Genomic DNA, 23143 nt, shown 5'->3' with positions numbered 1-23143 from the left:
TGGCTGCCCGGCAGCTACCCCGCCGCGGCCCGTGCGCTCAGCTCCGCGCGAGCTCGACCGCCTCGCCGAGGTGCCGCGCCGGGTGGATCGTCATGCCCTCGACGGGGCGCGGGAACGACCCCCGCGGCACGACGGCGCGCGTGAAGCCGAGGCGCGCGGCCTCGGCCAGCCTGCGGTCGAGGCCGGCGACGGGGCGGATGTCCCCGGCGAGGCCGACCTCGCCGAACGCGACGGTGCCCTGCGGGAGGGCCTCGTCCTCCCGCGCGGACAGGACGGCGAGCGCGATCGAGAGGTCGGCGGCCGGCTCGGTCACCTTGGCGCCGCCCACGGTCGACGCGTAGACGTCCTGGTCGACGAGCCGCACGCCCGCGTGCCGGTGCATGACGGCGAGGATCATCGCGAGGCGGCTCGAGTCGACGCCGCTCGTGGTGCGGCGCGGGTTCGTCAGCGAGCTCGGCACGACGAGCGACTGGATCTCGAGCGCGAGCGGCCGGCGGCCCTCGAGCGTCACGGTGACGCACGTGCCCGGCACGCCCGCGCCGGTGTGCGAGAGGAAGAGGCCGCTCGGGTCGGCGAGCCCCACGATCCCGTTCTCGGTGAGGTCGAAGCAGCCGACCTCGTCCGTGGGCCCGTAGCGGTTCTTCACGGCGCGGACGAGGCGCAGGCGCGAGTGCCGGTCGCCCTCGAACTGGCACACGACGTCGACGAGGTGCTCGAGCGTGCGCGGGCCGGCGACCGAGCCGTCCTTCGTGACGTGCCCGACGAGGATCACGGGCAGGTCGCGGGCCTTCGCCGCGGCGATGAGCGACGCCGCGACCTCGCGCACCTGGCTCACGCCACCGGGCGCGCCCTCGACCTGCGCGGACGCGATGGTCTGCACGGAGTCCACGACCAGCAGGTCGGGCTCCGTGGCCTCGATGTGCCCGAGGACGGTCGCGAGGTCCGTCTCGGCCGCGAGCAGCAAGCCGGGCGCGAGGGCGCCGACACGCTCGGCGCGCAGGCGCACCTGCCCGGCCGACTCCTCGCCCGTGACGTACAGGACGCGCCGCGGGACGGGCGCGGGGCGCGCGGGCTCCGCAGGCGCGCGCTCTCCGGCGGGCCGGACCGTCGGCAGGTCGGAGCCGCCCGCGGCGACGTTGCTCGCCACGGCGAGCAGGAGCGTCGACTTGCCGACGCCCGGCTCCCCGGCGAGGAGCACGACGGCGCCCGGCACGATGCCGCCGCCGAGCACGCGGTCGAACTCGGACACGCCGGTGGGTGTGGCGCGCGCGGCCTCGACGCTGATCTCGCCGATGGGGCGCGCGGGGGAGCGCGTGGGGGACACGGCCGTGGTGCGGGGGCCCGAGGCGGCCGGGGCGTCCTCCGTCACCGTGCCCCACTCCTGGCACTCGCCGCACCGGCCCACCCACTTCGCGGTGGTCCACCCGCACTCGCTGCAGCGGTAGGCGGGGCGGGCTCGCTTGGCGGCCGCGGAGCGGGCCGCGGTGGTCGACGACGTCACGCGCCCCAACCTAGCCAGCACCCCTGACACCGGCACGCCGCCGCACGCCGCGACGAGCGGGCGTCGGCGCGGGATGCTGGGCCCATGCGCATGCGCGGCCTCCCGCACGACAGCCCGTGGTGGACGCCGATCCTCACGGTGACCTCGACGGCCGCGTGCCTCACGGTCTACTACGGCGTGCCGCTGCCCGACGACGACGCGCCCGAGGTGGTCCAGCTCGTCTCCTTCGGCGTCGGGCTGGCGCTGCTGTGCGGGCTCCTCGTGGTCCAGGTGCGGCGCCAGCTCCGCGCGTGGGAGACGCCGAGCGTGCGGGTCCAGTCCGTCATGGGCCTGCTGCTGCCGGTCGTGACGTTCTTCGCCCTCGTCTACTACCTCCTCGCGGACCAGTTCGTGGGGATCGAGAACCGGACCGACGCCCTGTACTTCGCCGTCGTGACGCTCGGGACGGTCGGCTACGGCGACGTCCACCTGACGGGCGAGGCCGCCAAGATGGTGGCGATGGTCCAGATCGTGCTGGACCTCGTCGTCGTCGGCGTCCTGGTGTCGATCGCCACGTCGCGCGCGCGGGCCCGGGCGGAGCACCGCGAGCGCGCGGAGCGCACCGGGCGACACCCCGACTGACGTCCCCGGCCGGCGGTCCACGGCGCACGGTTTCCGGCGCGCGGCCCCCGGCGGGCGGTCCCCGAGGCGGACGCGCGGGCACGACGACCGGGTGAACCCGCTCCGCCCGGACGACACCCCGCGTCACCGCAGGGGGTCGGGCCCGCGCGCGTCCTACGCTGGGCCGCGGGGCCAGGCCCCGGAGGATCGGCGGCCCACGAGGACGGCCGGGAGCAGAGAGGTGCGCGCGATGAGCCAGTCGCCCGGCGGGGGCACGCCAGGACGGGCCGCCACCCCGGCGCGCCCCGGGGCGAGGGCGGGCGCGGCGGGCCCGTCGGGTCGACGTCGTCCCGCCGACGCGACGGGCGCGCGCGACCGGCGGCACTCCCGCCCTCCGTCGGCGGCGGTGTACCGGCGCCGACGGCTCGTGGTGCTGGTCGGCCTCCTGGTCGTCGTCGGTCTCGTGCTCGCGCTCCTCGCGTGGGTGTGGCCCGGGTTCGCCCGCTCGGACGCCCCGGCGGAGCCCGAGCCGACGGTCACCGTCACCGCCGACCCGCCCACGCCGACGCTCGAGCCCGTGGCACGCACCGGCACGACCGCGTTCGCGCAGGCGCTCCCGGACACCGTGCTCGACCTCGTGCTCCGCAGCGACTCGGCGACGGACGCGTGGACCGCCGCGCGTGCCCTGGAGGCGTACCAGCTCGAGTACGCCGACGGCGAGGGGGACGACGCGACCCGGGTCACCGTCGTCGCGGGCCAGTGGCCGACGTCCGCGGAGGCGGAGGCCGCGGCGGACGACCTCGTCGCCGCGGCGGGCACGCCCACGGAGGAGGGCGACGTCGAGGTCGCCGGGGAGGTCGCGGGCCGGTACGCCGTGACCGACGCGGGCGACGGCCGGGCCACCGTCACGTGGCGCAACGACACGGCCGTCCTCCAGGCCACGGGGCCCGCCGACGTGGTGACCGACGTCTACGCCGCCTTCCCGCTCTGAGCACCGGGGCCCGCGCGGCGGCCCGGACTCTCCGGGTGCGCAAGAATGCCCTTCACCGACTCCCGGGAGCTGATCGCCCATGACCGACCTGCCCACCCCCTCCGCCCCCCGGCTCGCCGTCCTCGGCACGGGCGTCATGGGCGAGACCGTCCTCGCGGGTGCGCTCGCGTCCGGGTGGCGACCCGACGACGTCGTCGCGACCGTCCGCAGGCCCGAGCGCGCCGACGAGCTCGCCGCACGCCACGGCGTCCGGACGACGCGCGACAACGTCGAGGCCGTGCGCGGCGCCGGGGTCGTCGTCGTCGCGGTGAAGCCGAAGGACGTGGCCGCGCTGCTCTCCGAGGTCCACGACGCGGTGGGCGAGGGCACGGTCGTCGTGAGCGTCGTCGTCGGCCTGCCGACCGCCTTCTACGAGGAGCGGCTGCCCGCGGGCACCGCGGTCGTGCGGGTCATGCCGAACACGCCGTCCGTCGTGGGTGCGGGCGTGAGCGCCGTGAGCGGCGGGAGCGCCGCGGACGACGACGACGTCGCGCTCGTCGAACGGCTGCTCGCCGCGACGGGCCTCGTCGTGCGCGTCGCGGAGAAGGACCAGGACGCCGTCGGCGCGCTCTCCGGCTCCGGTCCCGCGTACGTCTTCTACGTCATCGACGCGCTCGCCGAGGCGGGCGTGCTGCTCGGCCTGACGCGCGCGACGGCGCTCGAGCTCGCGACCGCGACCGTGCACGGCGCGGCCACGATGCTGCGCGAGACGGGCGAGCACCCGGCGATCGCGCGCGAGCGCGTGTCGTCGCCGGGCGGCACGACGGTCGCGGCGCTGCGCCGTCTCGACGCCGGCGGGGTGCGCGCAGCGTTCCTCGACGCGCTCGAGGCCGCGCGCGACCGCTCGGCCGAGCTCGCGGCGGCGCTCGCGGACGCCCCGGCACCGCGCGCGGGGACCGAGGGGGCCGGGTCGTGAGCGACGGGCCGTCGCCCCGCACGCGCCCGCCCGCGATGTCGGACGTCGCGCGGCTCGCCGGCGTCTCGCACCAGACCGTGTCCCGCGTGCTCAACGACCACCCGAGCGTGCGGCCCGAGACCCGCGACCGCGTCCTCGACGCGATCGCGACGCTCGGCTACCGCCGCAACAGCGCGGCGCGCGCGCTCGTGACGATGCGCTCGGGCACGATCGGCGTGGTCACCACCGGCTCCGCGCTGTACGGGCCGACGTCGACCCTCATCGCGGTCGAGGAGGCCGCGCGCGAGCAGGGCTACTTCGTGAGCGTCGCGACGATCCGGCGCTACGACGCCGACACGATGCACCGCGTGCTCGAGCACTTCATGGACCAGGGCGTCGAGGGCATCGTCGTCATCGCGCCGCAGACGGACGTCGCGGCGGCGGTCGACTCGTTCCGCGCGCCGGTCCCCGTCATCATGATCGCCGCGCGCGACCTCCCCGCGGACGGCGAGGCGACCGACGTCGTGCGCCCCGCGTCCGGTGCGCTCGGTGCGCCGGGGGCGATCCTGTCCATCGCCGTGGACCAGCGCCTGGGAGCGCGCGTCGCGACGGAGCACCTGCTCGGCCTGGGCCACCGCACGGTGCTCCACCTGTCCGGGCCCCTCGACTGGTTCGACGCGCGCGAGCGCGAGACGGGCTGGCGCGCCGCTCTCGAGGAGCACGGCGCCCCGGTGCCCGAGCCGGTGCGGGGCGACTGGTCGTCGGACCGCGGGTACGCCGTCGGGCGCGAGCTCGCGGCCGCGATCCGCGCGGGCGACGGCCCGACGGCGGTGTTCGCGGGCAACGACCAGCTCGCGCTCGGCCTGCTGCGCGCGTTCTGGGAGCAGGGCGTGCGGGTGCCGGCGGACGTCTCGGTGGTCGGGTTCGACGACGTCGCGGGCGCCGGGCACTTCATCCCGCCGCTGACGACGGTGCGCCAGCCGTTCGGGTCCCTGGGCCGCCGGTGCATGGGGATGATGATCGACGCGCTGGCGGGCGCGACGGTCCGCCCCGTCTCGATCCCGCCCGAGCTCATGGTGCGCGAGAGCACGGGCACGCCGCGCGACTGACCGCTCGCTCGCACGGACGAGCGCGGAGGGAGTTGGCCTCGCCGGTTGTGAGCGCTAACATTCGAAGGACACTCAACGACCGAGGCGCGACGCCGCGACGAGGAGAAGCAGCAATGGTGCAGCAGGACGAGGTCGGGCGCCGTCGGGCGGCCGTCGTGGCGGGGGACACCGCGCTCGGGATCGAGCTCGGGTCGACGCGGATCAAGGCATGCCTCGTGGACGGCGACGGCACGCCGCTCGCGAGCGGGAGCCACGCCTGGGAGAACCGGTTCGAGGACGGCACGTGGACGTACCCGCTCGACGCCGTGGAGGCGGGGCTGCGCGAGTGCTACGCGCGCCTCGTGGCCGACGTCGAGGAGCGGTACGGCGTGCGACCCACGACGTACGGGGCGCTCGGCGTCTCCGCGATGATGCACGGCTACCTCGCGTTCGACGCCGACGGCGAGCTCCTCGTCCCGTTCCGCACGTGGCGCAACACCTCGACCGGCCTGGCCGCCGCCGAGCTCACCGAGCTGCTGGGCTACAACGTCCCGCTGCGCTGGTCGGTCGCCCACTGGTACCAGGCGATCCTCGACGCCGAGCCGCACGCGGCGTGCGTCGCGTCGCTCACGACGCTCGCCGGGTACGTGCACCGGCGCCTCACGGGCCGCCACGTGCTCGGCGTCGGCGACGCGTCCGGCATGTTCCCGGTCGACCCGGCGACGCGCGACTACGACCACGCGCTCCTCGCGCTCGTCGACGAGCGCGCCGCCACCCACCGGGCCGGGCCGAAGCTCGCCGAGCTGCTGCCGGACGTCCTCGTCGCGGGCGAGGACGCCGGGCGCCTGACCGCCGAGGGCGCGGCCTGGCTCGACCCCACCGGTTCGCTGGAGCCCGGCGTCCTGCTGTGCCCGCCCGAGGGCGACGCGGGCACGGGCATGGTCGCGACGAACGCCGTCGCGCCGCGCACGGGCAACGTCAGCGCGGGCACGAGCATCTTCGCGATGGTCGTGCTCGAGGGCCCGCTCGCCGCCGTGCACCACGAGCTCGACCTCGTCACGACGCCGGCGGGCGACCTCGTCGCGATGGTCCACTGCAACAACGGCGCGAGCGAGCTCGAGGCGTGGGCCGGCCTGCTCGGCGAGCTCGCCGCGGCCGTCGGCATCGACGCGGGCCCGGACGACGTGTTCGGCGCGCTGTTCCGCGCCGCGCTCGACGGCGACGCCGACGGCGGCGGGCTGCTCGCCTACAACTATCTCGCGGGGGAGCCGATCACCGGGCTCGACGAGGGGCGCCCCCTGGTCGTCCGCACGCCCGGCAGCCGCCTGACGCTCGCCAACTTCGCGCGGACGCAGGTGTACGGCGCGTTCGGGACCCTCGCGCTCGGCATGCGCGTGCTCGCGCGGGAGGGCGTCCGGATCGACGGGATGCTCGCCCACGGCGGGATGTTCCGCACCGCGGGCGTCGCGCAGCGGCTCCTCGCGGCGGCGATCGGCGCGCCCGTCAGCGTGGGGCGCACCGCGGGCGAGGGCGGGGCCTGGGGCATCGCGGTGCTCGCGGCCTTCGCGCGCGCCCGCGTCGGGGAGCGCGCGCCGGGCGCCGACGTGGGCGCCGACCCGGGTGCGGACCTGGGCGACTACCTGCGCGACCACGTCTTCGCGGCGGCCGAGACCGTGACGGTCGAGCCCGACCCCGCGGACGTCGCCGGCTTCGCCGCGTACCTCGAGCGGTACGCGGCCGGGCTCGCCGTCGAGCGCGCCGCCGTGACAGCGCTGCCCACCCGCACCGGAGGAGAGGACCCCGCATGAGCACGCCCACCCCGCCCGCGGACGCGACGGACGCGCGCGCCGCCGTCCCGGCGGTGCCCGCGCACCTGCGCGACGCCGTCGACGCCGCCAAGGAGCGCGTCGCCGCGCTGCACGCCGAGCTGCCCCGCTGGGAGCTCGTGGTGTGGACCGCGGGCAACGTGTCCGAGCGCGTCCGGGACACCACGCGGCCCGACGGCGCGGGCGACCTGCTCGTCATCAAGCCGTCGGGCGTCGCGTACGACGACATCACCCCCGGCGCGATGGTCGTGTGCGACCTCGACGGCGCCCTCGTCGAGGGCGACCGGTCGCCGTCGTCGGACACGGCGGCGCACGCGTACGTGTACCGCCACCTGCCCGAGGTGGGCGGCGTGGTGCACACGCACTCGACCTACGCGACGGCCTGGGCCGCGCGCGGCGAGCCCGTGCCGTGCGTCCTGACGATGATGGCCGACGAGTTCGGGGGCGACATCCCCGTCGGACCGTTCGCGCTCATCGGCGACGACTCGATCGGGCGCGGCATCGTGGAGACGCTGCGCGGGTCGCGCAGCCCCGCGGTCCTCATGCGCAACCACGGGCCGTTCACCATCGGCACGGACGCGCGCGCGGCGGTCAAGGCGGCCGTGATGTGCGAGGAGGTCGCCCGCACCGTGCACGTCAGCCGCCAGCTCGGCGAGCCCACGCGCATCCCGCAGGACGACGTCGACGCGCTCTACACGCGCTACCAGCACGTCTACGGGCAGCAGCCCGCGCGCTGACCGGCGGGCCGCTCCGACCCGGTTCCCCCGGGCCCGGCGGCGCACCGGCACGACACGCAGCACGACCACCGGGACGGGACCGCAGCGGTGCGGCCCTCGCCCACGACACGAGAGATGGACCGACATGAGCAAGCCCTACGCGGACCGCGAGATCTGGTTCCTCACCGGCAGCCAGGACCTGTACGGAGAGGAGACGCTGCGGCAGGTCGCCGAGCAGTCGCAGGAGGTCGCGCGCGCCCTCGACGCGTCGCCGGACGTCCCGGCGACCGTCGTCTGGAAGCCCGTCCTCAAGGACGCCGGCGCGATCCGCCGCGCGATGCTCGACGCGAACGCCGACGACCGCGTGCTCGGCGTCGTGACGTGGATGCACACGTTCAGCCCCGCGAAGATGTGGATCGGCGGCCTCGACCAGCTCCGCAAGCCGCTCCTGCACCTGCACACGCAGGCGAACGTCGAGCTGCCGTGGGACACGATCGACTTCGACTTCATGAACCTCAACCAGGCCGCGCACGGCGACCGGGAGTACGCGTACGTCGCGACGCGGCTCGGGGTGGCGCGCACGACGGTCGTCGGGCACGTCTCGAACCCGGCCGTCACCGCGCGCGTCGGCTCGTGGGTGCGCGGCGCCGCCGGCTGGGCGGCGACGCACGAGCTGCGTCTCGCCCGCTTCGGCGACAACATGCGCAACGTCGCGGTGACCGAGGGCGACAAGACCGAGGCCGAGCTCCGGTTCGGTGTGAGCGTGAACACGTGGGGCGTGAACGACCTCGTGCGCGCGGTCGAGGAGGTCTCCGAGGCCGACGTCGACGCGCTCGTCGCCGAGTACGAGGACCTCTACGACGTGGTCCCCGAGCTGCGCAAGGACGGCGACCGGCACGCCTCGCTGCGGTACGCGGCGCGGCAGGAGATCGCGCTCGAGACGTTCCTCGAGTCCGTCGGCGCCAAGGCGTTCACGACCAACTTCGAGGACCTGGGCGACCTGCGCCAGCTCCCCGGCATCGCCGTCCAGCGCCTCATGGCCAAGGGCTACGGGTTCGGGGCCGAGGGCGACTGGAAGACGGCCGTGCTCGTGCGCGCCGCGAAGGTCATGGGCGAGGGGCTGCCCGGCGGCGCGTCGCTCATGGAGGACTACACCTACGACCTGACCCCGGGCAGCGAGAAGATCCTCGGCGCGCACATGCTGGAGATCTGCCCGTCGCTCACGACCTCGACGCCCCGCGTCGAGATCCACCCGCTCGGCATCGGCGGCAAGGAGGACCCGGTCCGCATGGTGTTCGACGCCGACCCGGGCGTCGGTGTCGTCGTGTCCCTCGCGGACATGCGCGACCGCTTCCGGCTCACGGCGAACGTCGTGGACGTCGTCCCGCCGAGCGCGCCGCTGCCGCACCTGCCGGTGGCACGCGCGGTGTGGGAGCCGCGGCCGGACTTCGCGACGTCCGCCGAGGCCTGGCTGACGGCGGGCGGCGCGCACCACACGGTGCTCTCCACGGCCGCGGGGATCGACGCGTTCGAGGTCTTCGCGGACATCGCGCGCACGGAGCTCCTGGTCATCGACGAGTGCACGACGCGACGGGGCTTCCGCGACCAGGTGCGGTGGAACCAGGTCTACTACCGCCTCGCGCAGGGGCTCTGACGGCCGGGGGAGCCTTCCGAGCACGGTCCCGTCACGGCCGTCGGCCGTGACCGAACCGTGACGGGGCGGCGGCTTCCCCTGGAGCCGTGTGAGCGCTAACATCGTCTATCGGGAGGGTGTGAGCGATCACATCCGCGGGCCCGGGGTCCTGCCCCTCGCCTGGCTCCGCAGCTCGAGCACGTCGCAGTGCCGAGCGGTGACCGGAATGGTTACCGAACGGTGATGCGGAATGCCGAGTGGGGGCTTGCGGGAGCGGCCCTGACACCGCTAGACATTGACACAAGCAAACATGTATCAACAAGAGTCAACAGTCCGATGAGGGGCTGGCACGACCCGACGGTCCTCGGCACGGCGCCGAGGTCGCATCTCAAGGAGGAGAGCATGTTCAGCACGACCAAGGCGCGCACGCGTCTGACGGGTGTCCTCGCCGGCGTGGCGGTCCTCGCGCTCGCGGCGTGCAGCAGCGGGGGCGGCAGCACGGACGGCAGCAGCAACGACGCGGGCGGCGACGGCGGCGGTGGCGGCGACACGATCTCCGTCGGCTTCTCGCAGGTCGGCGCCGAGTCCGGCTGGCGCGCGGCGAACACCAAGTCCATCCAGGACACGCTCACGGCCGAGAACGGCTTCGACCTCAAGTTCTCCGACGCGCAGCAGAAGCAGGAGAACCAGATCCAGGCGATCCGCTCCTACATCGCTCAGGGCGTCGACGTCATCGCGTTCTCCCCGGTCGTCGAGTCCGGCTGGGACGCGGTGCTCGAGGAGGCCAAGCAGGCCGGGATCCCCGTGATCCTCACCGACCGCGCGGTCGACTCCGAGGACGACACCCTCTACGAGTCGTTCATCGGCTCCGACTTCGTCCTCGAGGGCGAGATGGCCGGCGACTGGGTCTCCGAGAACCTCGCGACCGAGCCCATCAACGTCGTCGAGCTCCAGGGCACCACGGGCGCCGCGCCCGCGATCGACCGCAAGACCGGCTTCGAGAACGCCACGGCGGACAACCCCAACGTGACGATCATCGACTCCCAGACCGGCAACTTCACGCGTGCCGAGGGCAAGACGGTCATGGAGGGCTTCCTCCAGGCGCACGACGACATCGACCTCGTGTACGCGCACAACGACGACATGGGCCTCGGCGCCATCGAGGCCATCGAGGCCGCCGGTCTCGTCCCGGGCGAGGACATCAAGATCGTCACCGTCGACGCGGTCAAGGACGGCATGCAGGCTCTCGCCGACGGCAAGATCAACTTCATCGTCGAGTGCAACCCGCTCCTCGGCCCGGACCTGGCCGACATCATCAAGAAGGTCGTCGCGGGCGAGGAGGTCGAGAAGCGCATCGTCGTCAAGGACGAGTCCTTCACGCAGGAGCAGGCGATCGAGGCGCTCCCGACGCGCGAGTACTGAGCGCACCGCGCGCGCCGAGCGGGCGCCCCGGACCTCCGGGCACCCGCTCCGCACCGCCCCGGCGGGGCCGGTCGACGCCGACCGGCCCCGCCACCACGGACGGGTCGCGCGCCGGGAGAGCACGGCTCCCCGGCGCGCGGCCGACGCACCACCGCCGGCATGCCGACCCCGCCGGCGTCCTGAGGCGCCCCGGGGCCCGGCAGCCCCGCCGCCACCGCTGCACGGAAGGTCACCCATGACTACCGCCGTCCCCGACGGTCGGCCCGTCGTCGAGATGACCGGGATCTCGATCGAGTTCCCGGGCGTCAAGGCGCTCGACGGAGTCGACCTCACGCTCCGGCCCGGAGAGGTCCACGCCCTCATGGGCGAGAACGGCGCCGGCAAGTCGACGCTCATCAAGGCGCTCACCGGCGTCTACTCGATCGACTCCGGTCGCATCCTCGTCGACGGCGCCGAGCACACGTTCTCCGGCCCGGGCGAGGCCCAGGCCGCCGGCGTCTCGCCGGTGTACCAGGAGGTCAACCTCTGCGAGAACCTCTCGGTCGCCGAGAACATCATGCTCGGCCACGAGCCGCGCCGCCTCGGCGCGATCGACTGGCGGGCCACGCGCCGTCGGGCGGGGGAGATGCTCGCGCGCCTCAACCTCGACATCGACCCGGCGTCCTCGCTCTCGAGCCACTCCCTCGCCGTGCAGCAGCTCGTGGCGATCTGCCGCGCGCTCGTCGTCGAGTGCAAGGTGCTCATCCTCGACGAGCCGACGTCCAGCCTCGACGCGGACGAGGTCGCGCAGCTCTTCGCCGTCGTGCGGCGCCTGCGCGACGAGGGCGTCGCGATCCTCTTCGTCTCGCACTTCCTCGAGCAGGTGTACGAGATCTCCGACCGCATGACCGTGCTGCGCAACGGGAGGCTCGTCGGCGAGTACGTCACCGCCGAGCTGCCGCGCCTCGAGCTCGTCTCCAAGATGATCGGCACCTCGCTCGAGGTGCTCGAGGAGCTCGAGGAGGCGCCCAAGCGCTCGGTCGCCGACCGCGAGGCGACGCCGTTCGTCCAGGCGCTCGGCGTCGGCCGCAAGGGCTCGGTGCAGCCGTTCGACCTCGACGTCTACCCGGGCGAGGTCGTCGGGCTCGCGGGCCTCCTCGGCTCGGGCCGCACCGAGCTCGCCCGGCTGCTCGCGGGCGCGGACCGCGCGGACAGCGGCCAGGTCCGCGTCGGCGGCTCGCTCGCCCGGCTGCGTACGCCGCGCTCCGCGATGCAGCGCAAGATCGCGTTCTCCTCGGAGCACCGCAAGGCCGAGGGCATCGTGGGCGACCTGACGATCCGCGAGAACATCGTGCTCGGTCTCCAGGCCGAGCGCGGGTGGGCCCGGCGCCTGCCGCGCAAGCAGGTCGACGAGATCGTCGAGAAGTACATCAGCGCGCTCGCGATCCGCCCCGCCAACCCGGACGCGCTCATCAAGAACCTCTCGGGCGGCAACCAGCAGAAGGTGCTCCTCGCGCGCTGGCTCGCGACGGCGCCCAGGCTGCTCATCCTCGACGAGCCGACGCGCGGCATCGACGTCGGGGCGAAGGCCGAGATCCAGAAGCTCGTCGCCCAGCTCTCGGGCGAGGGCATGTCGGTCGTGTTCATCTCGGCCGAGCTCGAGGAGGTGCTGCGGCTCAGCCACCGCATCGCCGTCATGCGCGACCGCGTCAAGGTCGCGGAGATCACCAACGACGAGGACGTCACGGTCGAGGACGTCGTCGAGCTCATCGCGAGCGGAGGGCAGGAGTCATGAGCACCACGGCACCCGCCTGGCAGCGCGCCGTCCAGCACCGGCTCTTCTGGCCGATCGTCGCGCTGGTCGTGCTGCTGGCGGTCAACACGGTCAACCGGCCGAGCTTCCTGTCGATCAGGCTGCAGGACGGCCACCTCTTCGGGTCGCTCGTCAACCTGCTGAAGAACGGCGCACCGCTGCTGCTCGTCGCGCTCGGCATGACCCTCGTCATCGCGACGCGCGGCATCGACCTCTCGGTCGGCGCGGTGGTCGCGATCTCCGGGGCCGTCGCGCTGAGCTTCATCGCGTCGTCGCCCACGCCGGACAGCCTGACGACCGTCCTCGTCGCCGTGGGGATCGCGCTCGCGCTGTCCTTCGTCCTTGGCGTGTGGAACGGGTTCCTCGTCTCCGTCCTCGGGATCCAGCCCATCATCGCGACGCTCGTGCTCATGACCGCGGGCCGCGGCGTCGCGATGCTCATCACGGGCGGCCAGATCACGACGGTCAACAGCGCACCGTTCAAGTCGATCGGGTCCGGGTTCTGGTTCGGGATCCCCGTCGCGGTCGTGCTGGCCGGCATCGTCTTCGCGGCCGTCGCGCTGCTCACCCGGCGCACCGCGCTCGGCATGCTCATCGAGTCCGTCGGCATCAACCCCGAGGCGAGCCGCCTCGCGGGCGTCAAGGCGCGCAGCATCATCTGGACCGTCTACGCGGTCTGCGCGCTCTTCGCGGGCCTCGCCGGCCTCATGATCTCGTCGAGCACCATGGCGGCCGACGCCAACAACGCCGGGCTCTTCATCGAGCTCGACGCGATCCTCGCCGTCGTGATCGGCGGCACGTCGCTCGCGGGCGGGAAGTTCTCGCTCTCCGGCACCCTGGTCGGCGTCCTCATCATCCAGACGCTCACCCTCACGGTGACCATGCTCGGCATCTCGCCGTCCGTCACGCCCCTGTTCAAGGCGATCGTCGTCATCGCGGTCTGCCTCGCGCAGTCCCCGAAGGTGCGCGACCTGGTCGCCGCCCGACGACGTCGCGCGGCCCCGACGGCCGCCGCGGCCGCGGAGGTGAGCGCCTGATGTCCGCCGTGCAGACCCCTGCCCCGACCTCGCCGCCCGACCCCCGGGGCGCCGAGACCGCCGCCCCCGGAGGCCGACCGACCATGACCGAGCGACTCACGAGCCGCGTGCGCCTCGACCGGCGCTACCTCCCGGTCCTCGGCACGTTCGCGGTGCTCGCGCTCATGCTCGTCGTGGGCGGGAGCCGGTACGAGAACTTCCTCTCGGCCCGCGTCGTCTCGAACCTGTTCATCAACAACTCGTTCCTCATCGTGCTCGCGGTCGGGATGACCTTCGTCATCCTCACCGGCGGCATCGACCTCTCCGTGGGCGCCGTGGTGGCGCTGTCCGGCATCACGACGGCGTCGCTCCTGCAGAGCGGGTGGCCGGTCGCGGTGGTGCTCGTCATCGCGGTCCTCATCGGCACCGTGCTGGGGCTCGCCGTCGGGCTCATGGTCCACGTGTTCGACATCCAGCCGTTCATCGCGACGCTGGCCGCGATGTTCCTCGCGCGCGGCTTGTGCTACGTCATCAGCCTCCAGTCCATCCCGATCACGAACGAGTCGTTCGTCGCGCTCGCGGGCTGGAGCCAGGAGATCGGCGACGGCTGGCGCCTGACGACCGCGGTCATCATCGCGCTCGTCGTCGTGGCGATCGCGTTCTACGTGCTGCACTACACGCAGTTCGGCCGCACGGTCTACGCGATCGGCGGCGGCGAGCAGTCGGCGATGCTCATGGGCCTGCCCGTCGCGCGCACCAAGGTGCTCGTCTACGTGGTGAGCGGCACGTGCGCCGGCATCGGCGGCCTGCTGTTCGCGATGTTCTCGCGGTCCGGATACTCGCTCACGGGCGTCGGCATGGAGCTCGACGCGATCGCGGCGGTCGTCATCGGCGGCACGCTCCTCACGGGCGGGACGGGCTTCGTGCTCGGGTCCGTGCTCGGCGTGCTCGTGCTGGGCCTCATCCAGACGATCATCACGTTCGAGGGCACCCTGAGCTCGTGGTGGACGAAGATCGTCATCGGCGTGCTGCTGCTGGTCTTCGTGATCCTGCAGCGCGTCCTCGTCGTCAGGCGGAGGTGAGCCGGCGGCACCGGCCCCCGCCCCGGACGTCCGCGTGACGTCCGCGGCGCGGCGCCGGTGCCGCGGCCGTCTGCCCGGGCCGACGGCCCGGGGTCACCGGAGCAGGACGGGGGCCGGCACCCCTGGGTCGTTCGGGCGTACGCCCGACCGGCGGTGTCATGACGCCGCCCTTGTAGAATGTGAGCGCTCACACTAGGCTCGGGCCGAACTTGTGAACGCTCACACGCAACGGTGCGTGTCTCTCGACGATGAGAGGAAGCCCTATGGAAACGTCTGTTCACCCGTCCCTCCCCACGCCCCGGCGCAGACCGGCGCGCCGCCGGTCCGTCGCGGTCGCCCTCGTGGCGGGCATGGTCGGCACCGTCGCGCTCGCGACGTCGCTGCCGGCCGCCGCCGCGGAGCCCGACCTGCCCGACGGCGCATGGGTCGACACGTTCGACGACGCCGCGCTCGGCTCGGCCTGGACCGTCGTCAACCCCGTGCCCGAGGCGCTGTCCGTCGGCGGGGGGAAGCTCACGCTGACCTCGCAGCCGGGCGACACGTACCAGGACGCGAACAGCGCGAAGAACGTCGTGCTGCTCGACGTGCCGGCGGGCGACTTCACCGTCGTCACCCGGATCGAGGCGCCCGTCACCTCCGTCTACCAGGGCGCCGGCCTCGTCGCGTGGCAGGACATGGACAACTACGTCCGGTCGGGCCTGACCTTCGTGGGTGACCTCTCGCCGTCGGGCCGCGCGATCGAGAACGACGTCGAGACCGGCGGCGTCTTCAGCGCGGCGGCCTTCACCGACCGCCCGGGCTCCACCGGGGAGACGCTGCGCATGCAGCGCACCGGCGACACGATCGCGACGAGCTTCTGGGACGGCACCGCGTGGCAGCCCGCGGGCTCCGTGACCGTCGACTTCCCGACGACGCACGTCGGCCTCTACGCGCTCGCCGCGCAGAGCGGCGCGGCGCACACCGCGGCGTTCGACTACGTCGCGGTCCAGGCCGCCGAGGGCACGGACCAGGTGCCCGACGGCACGTTCACGCTCGCGGGCCCGGGCGACGCCCGGTACCTCGTGGCGACCGACGACGGCCTCGCCCTCGACGACGAGCGCCCCGCGACGACCGTCGCGCTCGCCGCGACGGCGGTCGACGGCGCCGAGGGCACGTCCCCGGTGACGCTCGCCGTCGGCGACCGGCCCGTCGTCGTCTCCGGCGCGTCCCGGCTCTCCCTCGGGGCCGCGGGCGCGGACGCGACGGCGCTGCGGCTCACCGACGCGGGCGGCGGGACGGTCTGGCTGCGCAGCGCGGCCGACCCCGAGCGCTACGCCGGGGTGCGCGCGTCCGACGGCGCGCTCGTCCTCGGTCCGCGCGACGCGGCCACGAAGCTGACGATCACGCCCGCCACGAGCGCCGACCACGAGATCACCGTGGACCTCGCGGGCGAGCGCACCCAGATGAGCGACGAGCTGTACGGCATCTTCTACGAGGACATCAACTACGCGGCCGACGGCGGCCTGTACGCCGAGCTCGTGCGCAACCGGTCGTTCGAGTTCAACAACCAGGACAACGGGTCGTTCACCGGGCTCACCGCGTGGAGCGCCGCGAACCGCGGCGGCGCGACGGCGACGACCCAGGTCGTGAACGACGCCAGGCGGCTCAACGCGACGAACCGCACCTACCTCAACCTGACGACGACCGGGGCGGGCGCCGGGGTGCGCAACGCCGGGTACAACACGGGGCTGTTCGTCGAGGAGGGGGAGTCGTACGACTTCTCCGTCTGGGCGCGGTCGGCGACGGCGCAGACCGTCACCGTGCGCGTCGAGGACGCCGCCGGGACCACGGCTTACGCGACCGGCCAGGTCGCCGTCGACGGCTCGGACGCGTGGAAGAGGTACGGCGTCACGCTCACCGCCACCGGCACGACGAACGCCGGGCGGCTCGCGCTGCTCTCCGGCGCGGCGGGCACGCTCGCGCTCGACCAGGTGTCGCTCTTCCCGCAGGACACGTGGGTCGGCCCGGTCAACGGGAAGTCCGTGCTCCGCAAGGACCTCGCCGAGAAGATCGACGCGCTCGACCCGCAGTTCCTGCGCTTCCCCGGCGGCTGCGTGACGAACGTCGGCACGTTCCGCACGTACGAGGAGTCGGGCTTCACCGACCGACGCCGCACGTACCAGTGGAAGGAGACGATCGGCCCGGTCGAGGAGCGTGCGACCAACTGGAACTTCTGGGGCTACAACCAGTCGTACGGCATCGGGTACCTCGAGTACTTCCTCCTCGCCGAGGACCTCGGCGCGACGCCGCTGCCCGTGGTGTCGGTCGGCGCCAACGGCTGCGGCAGCACCATCCCCGAGATGACCGACCCCGCGCAGATCCAGCGCTGGGTGGACGACACGGTCGACCTGATCGAGTTCGCCAACGGCGACGTGACGACCGAGTGGGGCGCCGTACGTGCCGAGCTCGGCCACCCCGAGCCGTTCGGCCTGAAGTACGTCGGGCTCGGCAACGAGGAGAACACGAAGACGTTCGAGGCCAACTTCCCGGCGTTCCGGGACGCGATCGCGGCCGCCTACCCGGACGTCCAGATCATCTCGAACTCCGGGCCGGACGACACGGGCCAGCGCTTCGACGAGCTCTGGGAGTTCAACCGCGAGCAGGACGTCGACCTCGTCGACGAGCACTACTACAACGACCCGCAGTGGTTCCTCGAGAACGACGAGCGCTACGACTCCTACGACCGCGAGGGGCCGCACGTCTTCCTCGGCGAGTACGCGTCGCGCGGCAACACGTTCGCCAACGCGCTGTCCGAGGCCGCCTTCATGACGGGCCTCGAGCGCAACTCCGACGTCGTGCGGCTCGCGTCGTACGCGCCGCTGCTCGCGAACGAGTCGTACGTCCAGTGGTCGCCCGACGCGATCTGGTTCGACAACGACGAGTCGTGGGGCTCGGTGAACTACTACGTCCAGCAGCTGTTCTCCGCGAACGCGGGCGACGAGGTCGTGCCCAGCACGCACTCCGGCCCGGCGCCCGCCGACGCGACGCTCGACGGTGGCGTCTTCCTCTCCACGTGGAACACGGCCGCGCAGTACGACAACGTGCGCGTCACCGACAACGCGAGCGGCGACGTGCTCTTCGCGGACGACTTCGAGTCCGGCGCGTCGCAGTGGGATCCGCAGTCGGGCACGTGGGCGGCGCAGGACGGCGCCTACGTCCAGTCGGCGACGAACGTCACCGACGCCCGGTCGATCGTCGCCGGGGCGTACGCGAAGGACTGGTCGAGCTACACGCTCGAGCTCGACGCGCGCAAGACGTCGGGCGCGGAGGGCTTCCTCGTCGGCTTCGCCGCGGGCGGTCCGAACGACTACTACTGGTGGAACCTCGGCGGGTGGAACAACACGCGCCAGGCCCTCCAGCGCGCGTCGGGCGGGAGCGCCAACGAGGTGCAGGCCGTCGAGAACCACAGCATCGAGGCCGGGCAGCCGTACCACGTCAAGGTCGTCGTCGAGGGCTCGACCATCGAGCTCTACCTCGACGGCGAGCTCCAGATGTCCTACGAGCAGCCGTCGACCAAGTCGCTCTACCAGGTCGTCACGCGCGACGACGACACGGGTGACGTCGTCGTCAAGGTCGTCAACCCCACCGCGACCGCGGCGCGCACGCAGGTGCACGTCGAGGGCTCCGACGGCATCGCGGACCAGGCGACGGTCACGGAGATGGTGGGCGCGCCGTCGGACACCAACACCAAGGCCGACCCGGAGCGGATCGTCCCGGTGGAGCGGACGCTCACGGGCGTGGGGGAGGAGTTCTCCTACGAGTTCCCCGCGCACTCGATCACGTTCGTCCGGCTGCACGCGTCCGACACGGAGCCCGAGCTCGACCTCGCGGTCGACGTCGCGCCGCGCTGCCTGGCGGGCACGGCGTACGTCGCCGTGCGCGCGACGAACGGCGAGGACGTCCCGGTCTCGGTGACGCTCGCGACGCCGTTCGGGCAGAAGGCGTTCGCGGACGTGGCGCCCGGCAGGAACGCGTACCAGTCGTTCGCGGCGCGCGCGACGTCGGCCCCGGCCGGCACCGCGACGGTGACGGGCACGGTGACGCTCGACGGCGAGCAGGTCACCTCGACCGTCGACGTCGCCTACGACGCGCTCGACTGCGGCTGACCTCGTGACGTAGCACCGCAGGTGCCGAGGTAGAGGCGTGGTCACGACCACGCCTCTACCTCGGCCAGGAGGCACCCTCGTGGCCGGTCCGGCGGGCCACGAGGGCGCGGCCCGCGCTCCCCGCGCGGGCCGCCACAGCACGACATCGCACGACACCGCACGTCTCGACGCGCGGGCGCCGCCGCCCGTGCCGACCAGAGGAGCACCGATGCACCCCCGACCGACCGACGGCGTCCGCCGTCGACCCGGCGGCGTGGCCCGGCTGGCGGCCGTGGCGGCCGCCGCCGCGCTCGCCGTGACCGCGTGGGCACCGTCCGCCGTCGCGGCCGACGCCCTGCCCGCGCCCGTCCTCGACCTCGCGTTCGACGGCGACGTCGCCGACGCGAGCCCCCTCGCGCACCCCGTGGCCCTGCGCGGCCACACGGGCTCCGCGCCGACCGGCTTCTCCTACGTCGACGGCGTCGACGGGGCGGGGCAGGCCCTGCGCCTGAGCGGCAGCACGTACCTCGACCTCGGGTCGTCGACGGCGCTCCAGCCCGAGGACCTGACCCTCTCGTTCTGGGTGGAGCCCAGCGGGAAGCTGTCCGGGGAGCACGTCATCACGTGGAACAAGCGGGCCTACAACTCCGACGGCTGGTACCTGTCGTCCGAGTCGGACACGGTGCCGCTCGCGCTGTCGGTGGGGCCGGCGTCGGGCCAGCCGTACAAGGTGCGGGTCGCGAGCTCCGACCGCGCGGCGTTCTTCCCCGCGGACGAGTGGACGCACGTCGTCGTCACGTACGACCACGCGACGAAGGCCGTCGCGTTCTACCGCAACGGCGAGCAGGTCCCGTCGACGGTGGCCAGCGCGGTCGCCGGCGACGCGACGGGGGTCCTGGGCTCCGACCCGGCGCTGCCGAAGACGATCGGGTTCAACGGGCCCCAGTACAACGGCGCCTACCTCAAGGCCGCGCTGGACGACTACCGCCTGTACGACGCGGTGGCGGACCTGGGCGACGTCGTCGGGCTGTACGAGGAGAGCGGGCGCACGGTGGACCGCGACGCGATCGCGCAGGACGACGCCGACGCGCTGTCCCTGCCGGAGCGCGCGACGGTCGCGCTCGTGCTCCCGGCGACCGGCTCGCGCGGGTCGACCGTGACGTGGCGGTCGTCGCATCCCGAGGTCGTCGCGACCGACGGGACCGTGGTCCGGCCCGCGATCGGGGAGGACGACGCGCACGTCACGCTGACCGCGACGGTGCGCTACCTCGACGGCGAGCCGGTGACGCGCGACCTCGAGGTCGTCGTGCCCGCGCTCGTCGACGAGACGCCGCTCGAGGAGGCCGCGCTGCCGTCGGTGCTGCTCTCCGACGACTTCCTCCAGAACGCCGCCGCGAAGGAGCACGAGTACCTGCTGAGCCTGGACTCCGAGACGTTCCTCTACGAGTTCTACAAGGTCGGCGGGCTGACCCCGACCACGGCCGCCGGGTACGGCGGCTGGGAGCGCAGCAACGCCGTGAACTTCCGCGGCCACGCGTTCGGCCACTACCTCTCGGCGCTCGCGATGTCGTGGTCCTCGACGAAGGACGAGGCGACGAAGGACGCGCTGTTCACCGAGATCGAGGAGGGCGTGGGCGGGCTCGCGCGCGTGCAGGACGCGTACGCCGCCGCGCACCCCGGCTCGGCCGGGTACGTCTCCGCGTTCCGCGAGTCGATCCTCGACCAGGTGCAGGGCACCGGGACGTCGGACGAGAACGTCATCGTGCCCTGGTACAACCTGCACAAGGTGCTCGCCGGGCTGCTCGACGTCGCCGAGCACGTCGACGGCCCGGTCGGCGACCAGGCGCTCGCCGTCGCGACCGACTTCGGGCTCTACGTCCAGGGGCGCGTGGCGAAGCTGCCGAGCACCGACGTGATGCTCCGCACCGAGTACGGCGGCATGAACGAGGCGCTGTACGAGCTGTTCGACCTCACGGGCGACGTCCGGATCAAGGAGGCGGCCGAGGCGTTCGACGAGGTGACGTTCTTCCGTCAGCTCGCCGCGGGCCAGGACGTGCTGCCGGGCAAGCATGCCAACACGCAGATCCCCAAGCTGCTCGGCGCGCTCAAGCGCTACCAGGTGTTCACGCAGAACCCCGCCTACTACGACCTGCTCACGCCCGCCGAGAAGGACGAGCTGCCGATGTACCTCGCGGCGGCGGAGAACTTCTTCGACATCGTGGTGCGCGACCACACCTACGTCACCGGCGCGAACAGCCAGGCGGAGCACTTCCACGCGCCCGGGTCGCTGCACGAGCGCGCGGACGAGCAGGGCACCGCGCGCAACGCCGAGACGGCCGAGACGTGCAACGAGTACAACATGCTCAAGCTCGCGCGCGAGCTCTTCACCCTGAGCAAGGACGTGCGGTACGCGGACTACTACGAGAACGCGTTCATCAACACGATCCTCGCGTCGCAGAACCCGGAGACCGGGACGACGACGTACTTCAACCCCATGGCGTCGGGCTACCACCGCGTCTACAACCTGCCGTTCACCGAGTTCTGGTGCTGCACCGGGACGGGCATGGAGAGCTTCTCCAAGCTCGGCGACTCGATCTACTTCACCGGCCAGGGCTCGGTGTGGGTCAACATGTTCTTCTCCTCGACGGTCGAGCACGCGGAGCAGAACCTGCGGCTCACGCAGGAGGCGAACCTGCCGAACGAGGACACCGTGACCTTCCGCGTCGACGCGCTCGACGGCGGTGCGGTCGCCGAGGACGCGACGCTGCGCCTGCGCGTGCCGTCGTGGATCGCGGGCGAGCCCGCGGTCGAGGTGAACGGCGCCGCCGTCGAGCCGCACGTGTCGCGCGGGTACGTCGTGCTGCCCGTCGCCGCGGGCGACGTCGTCCGGTACACGATGCCGATGGCGGCGTCCGTCGTCGACACCCCGGACAACCCGTACTTCGTGGCCTTCCGGTACGGGCCGGTCGTCCTCTCCGCGAACCTCGGCGAGGTCCCCGAGCCGGCGTGGCAGGGCACGGGCATCCTCGTCCGTTCGTCCACGCGCGACGCCGACGCCCAGACGACGATCACGGCCGCGAACATGGGCGCCGACGAGTGGAAGGAGCGGATCGCGGAGAACCTCGTCCGCGTCGAGGACGACGCCGAGGGTCGGGTCCAGCTCGAGCTGCGGAACACCGCCGACGGCGGCGACCTCGTCTTCACGCCCCACCACACCAACTGGGACGTGACGTACGGGCTCTACCTCCACCTCGACGAGCCGGACTCTGCCGCGTCGCAGGAGCGCATCCTGCGCGCCAAGCAGGAGCTGCGCGACGCCGACCGCACCGTCGACAGCCTGACGAGCTTCGACAACAACAACTTCGAGAACGCGAAGAACCTCCAGCAGAGCGGGTCGTCGGTCGGGACGTTCTCCGGCCGTCAGTTCCGCCACGCGAACGGCACGGGCTGGTTCAGCTACGACCTCATGGTCGACCCGGCCTCGGCGTCGAACCACCTGGGCGTCACGCTCTACTCGGGCGACCAGGGCCGCGTGTTCGACCTGTACGTGAACGACGAGAAGCTGAAGACGATCACCACGGTCGCGAACGCCCCGACCAAGGACGAGCAGGGGTTCTACGTCGACACGACGCAGCTCCCGGCGAAGTACCTCGAGATCGGCGAGGGCACGCGCTGGAAGGTCGACAGCGCGGGGGAGTACGTGCTCGACGAAGACGGCGAGCGCATCCCCGTGGTCACCGTCCGCTTCCAGGCGACGGGCGGCTGGGCCGGAGGCGTGTTCGGCGTCCGGGTCGACCGCGCGGCGTCGTACGACGCGACGCCCGGGCTCGCGGCGCTCGCGTTCGACACCGGGTCGCTCGCCCCTGCGTTCGACCCGGCGGTGACGGACTACACCCTCACCGTCCCCGCGGGCACGACGAGCGTCGTGCTCGACGCCGACCCGCACGTGCCGAGCGGCCTGGTCCGCGTCGACGGCGTGCTGATCGACGACACGCAGGGTCGCGTCGTGCCGCTCCCGGAGGACGGGAGCGCTCGGACCGTGGAGGTCGTCGGCGTCGCGCAGGACCACGAGACCGCCACGACCTACCGGGTCGAGATCGTGCCGGGGGCGACGGCCGTCGTCCCGCTCGACGTCGAGGTCTCGTCGCGCTGCCTCGCCGGCAGGGCCTACGTGGCGGTCCGGGCGACGAACACGGGCGCCACGCCGGTGGACGTCACCCTGGCGACGCCGTACGGGGAGAGGTCGTCCACGGGCGTCGCCCCGGGCGCGAGCGCGTACCAGTCGTTCGCGTCGCGCGCGACGGCGGTCCCCGCCGGCACCGCGACGGTCACCGCGACGGCGGTGCTCGACGGCGCCCCGGTCACCACGACCCACGACGTCGACATCGAGCCGCGCACCTGCGGCTGAGCGACCCGCG

The 23143-nt window shown here is 73.2% G+C and carries 14 protein-coding genes; 13 read left to right on the top strand and 1 reads right to left on the bottom strand.

Annotated features, from left to right (window positions below; translation table 11 throughout):
• Positions 1 to 37 precede the first annotated feature (37 nt).
• A complete protein-coding gene (locus tag RDI86_RS11925; RefSeq protein ID WP_076403266.1) occupies positions 38 to 1501 on the bottom strand; it encodes a DNA repair protein RadA in 1464 nt (487 codons plus the stop codon).
• A gap of 84 nt (positions 1502 to 1585) precedes the next feature.
• On the opposite strand from RDI86_RS11925, the gene RDI86_RS11920 reads away from it, so the two are divergent.
• From RDI86_RS11920 to RDI86_RS11860, 13 genes are all read left to right on the top strand, one after another.
• A complete protein-coding gene (locus RDI86_RS11920) occupies positions 1586 to 2122 on the top strand; it encodes a potassium channel family protein (protein WP_308821468.1) in 537 nt (178 codons plus the stop codon).
• 229 nt (positions 2123 to 2351) lie between these two features.
• Entirely contained in the window at positions 2352 to 3092 is a 741-nt protein-coding gene (locus RDI86_RS11915; RefSeq protein WP_251177747.1) for a hypothetical protein, read from the top strand.
• Positions 3093 to 3171: 79 nt separating this feature from the next.
• Positions 3172 to 4047, top strand: a complete 876-nt coding sequence (gene proC / locus RDI86_RS11910; protein WP_168946116.1) for a pyrroline-5-carboxylate reductase — start codon at positions 3172 to 3174, stop codon at positions 4045 to 4047.
• Positions 4048 to 4082: 35 nt separating this feature from the next.
• The gene (locus tag RDI86_RS11905; protein WP_061266725.1) at positions 4083 to 5135 is read left to right on the top strand and encodes a LacI family DNA-binding transcriptional regulator; all 1053 of its coding nucleotides are present in this window, start codon (positions 4083 to 4085) and stop codon (positions 5133 to 5135) included.
• Between the two features lie 113 nt (positions 5136 to 5248).
• On the top strand, positions 5249 to 6922 hold the full coding sequence (locus tag RDI86_RS11900; RefSeq protein WP_308821467.1) for an FGGY-family carbohydrate kinase: 1674 nt from the start codon (positions 5249 to 5251) through the stop codon (positions 6920 to 6922).
• Complete coding sequence (locus RDI86_RS11895; RefSeq protein ID WP_308821466.1) at positions 6919 to 7677, top strand: L-ribulose-5-phosphate 4-epimerase; 759 nt, start codon at positions 6919 to 6921, stop codon at positions 7675 to 7677. The genes RDI86_RS11900 and RDI86_RS11895 overlap by 4 nt, the downstream gene beginning before the upstream one ends.
• 124 nt (positions 7678 to 7801) lie before the next feature.
• Positions 7802 to 9310, top strand: coding sequence for an L-arabinose isomerase (araA, locus tag RDI86_RS11890; RefSeq protein WP_308821465.1), 1509 nt, complete (start codon positions 7802 to 7804; stop codon positions 9308 to 9310).
• Between the two features lie 381 nt (positions 9311 to 9691).
• Complete coding sequence (locus RDI86_RS11885) at positions 9692 to 10711, top strand: ABC transporter substrate-binding protein (protein WP_031315144.1); 1020 nt, start codon at positions 9692 to 9694, stop codon at positions 10709 to 10711.
• 235 nt (positions 10712 to 10946) lie between these two features.
• Positions 10947 to 12485, top strand: a complete 1539-nt coding sequence (locus RDI86_RS11880; protein ID WP_061269177.1) for a sugar ABC transporter ATP-binding protein — start codon at positions 10947 to 10949, stop codon at positions 12483 to 12485.
• A complete protein-coding gene (locus tag RDI86_RS11875) occupies positions 12482 to 13540 on the top strand; it encodes an ABC transporter permease (RefSeq protein WP_043655183.1) in 1059 nt (352 codons plus the stop codon). Before RDI86_RS11880 ends, RDI86_RS11875 begins: the two co-directional genes overlap by 4 nt.
• Before the next feature lie 83 nt (positions 13541 to 13623).
• Positions 13624 to 14601 carry a galactofuranose ABC transporter, permease protein YjfF gene (gene yjfF, locus RDI86_RS11870; protein WP_021482614.1) on the top strand — a complete coding sequence of 326 codons (978 nt, stop codon included), beginning with the start codon at positions 13624 to 13626 and terminating at the stop codon, positions 14599 to 14601.
• Between the two features lie 263 nt (positions 14602 to 14864).
• A complete protein-coding gene (locus RDI86_RS11865) occupies positions 14865 to 18746 on the top strand; it encodes an alpha-L-arabinofuranosidase C-terminal domain-containing protein (RefSeq protein ID WP_308821464.1) in 3882 nt (1293 codons plus the stop codon).
• 208 nt (positions 18747 to 18954) lie between these two features.
• Complete coding sequence (locus RDI86_RS11860; protein ID WP_308821463.1) at positions 18955 to 23133, top strand: beta-L-arabinofuranosidase domain-containing protein; 4179 nt, start codon at positions 18955 to 18957, stop codon at positions 23131 to 23133.
• Positions 23134 to 23143: the final 10 nt, after the last annotated feature.

The organism is Cellulosimicrobium sp. XJ-DQ-B-000 (assembly GCF_031119065.1).
In the GTDB taxonomy this organism is placed as follows: Bacteria; Actinomycetota; Actinomycetes; order Actinomycetales; family Cellulomonadaceae; genus Cellulosimicrobium; species Cellulosimicrobium funkei.
The sequence above is the reverse complement of the archived record's forward strand: the minus strand, read 5'-3'. Positions and strand labels throughout refer to the sequence as shown.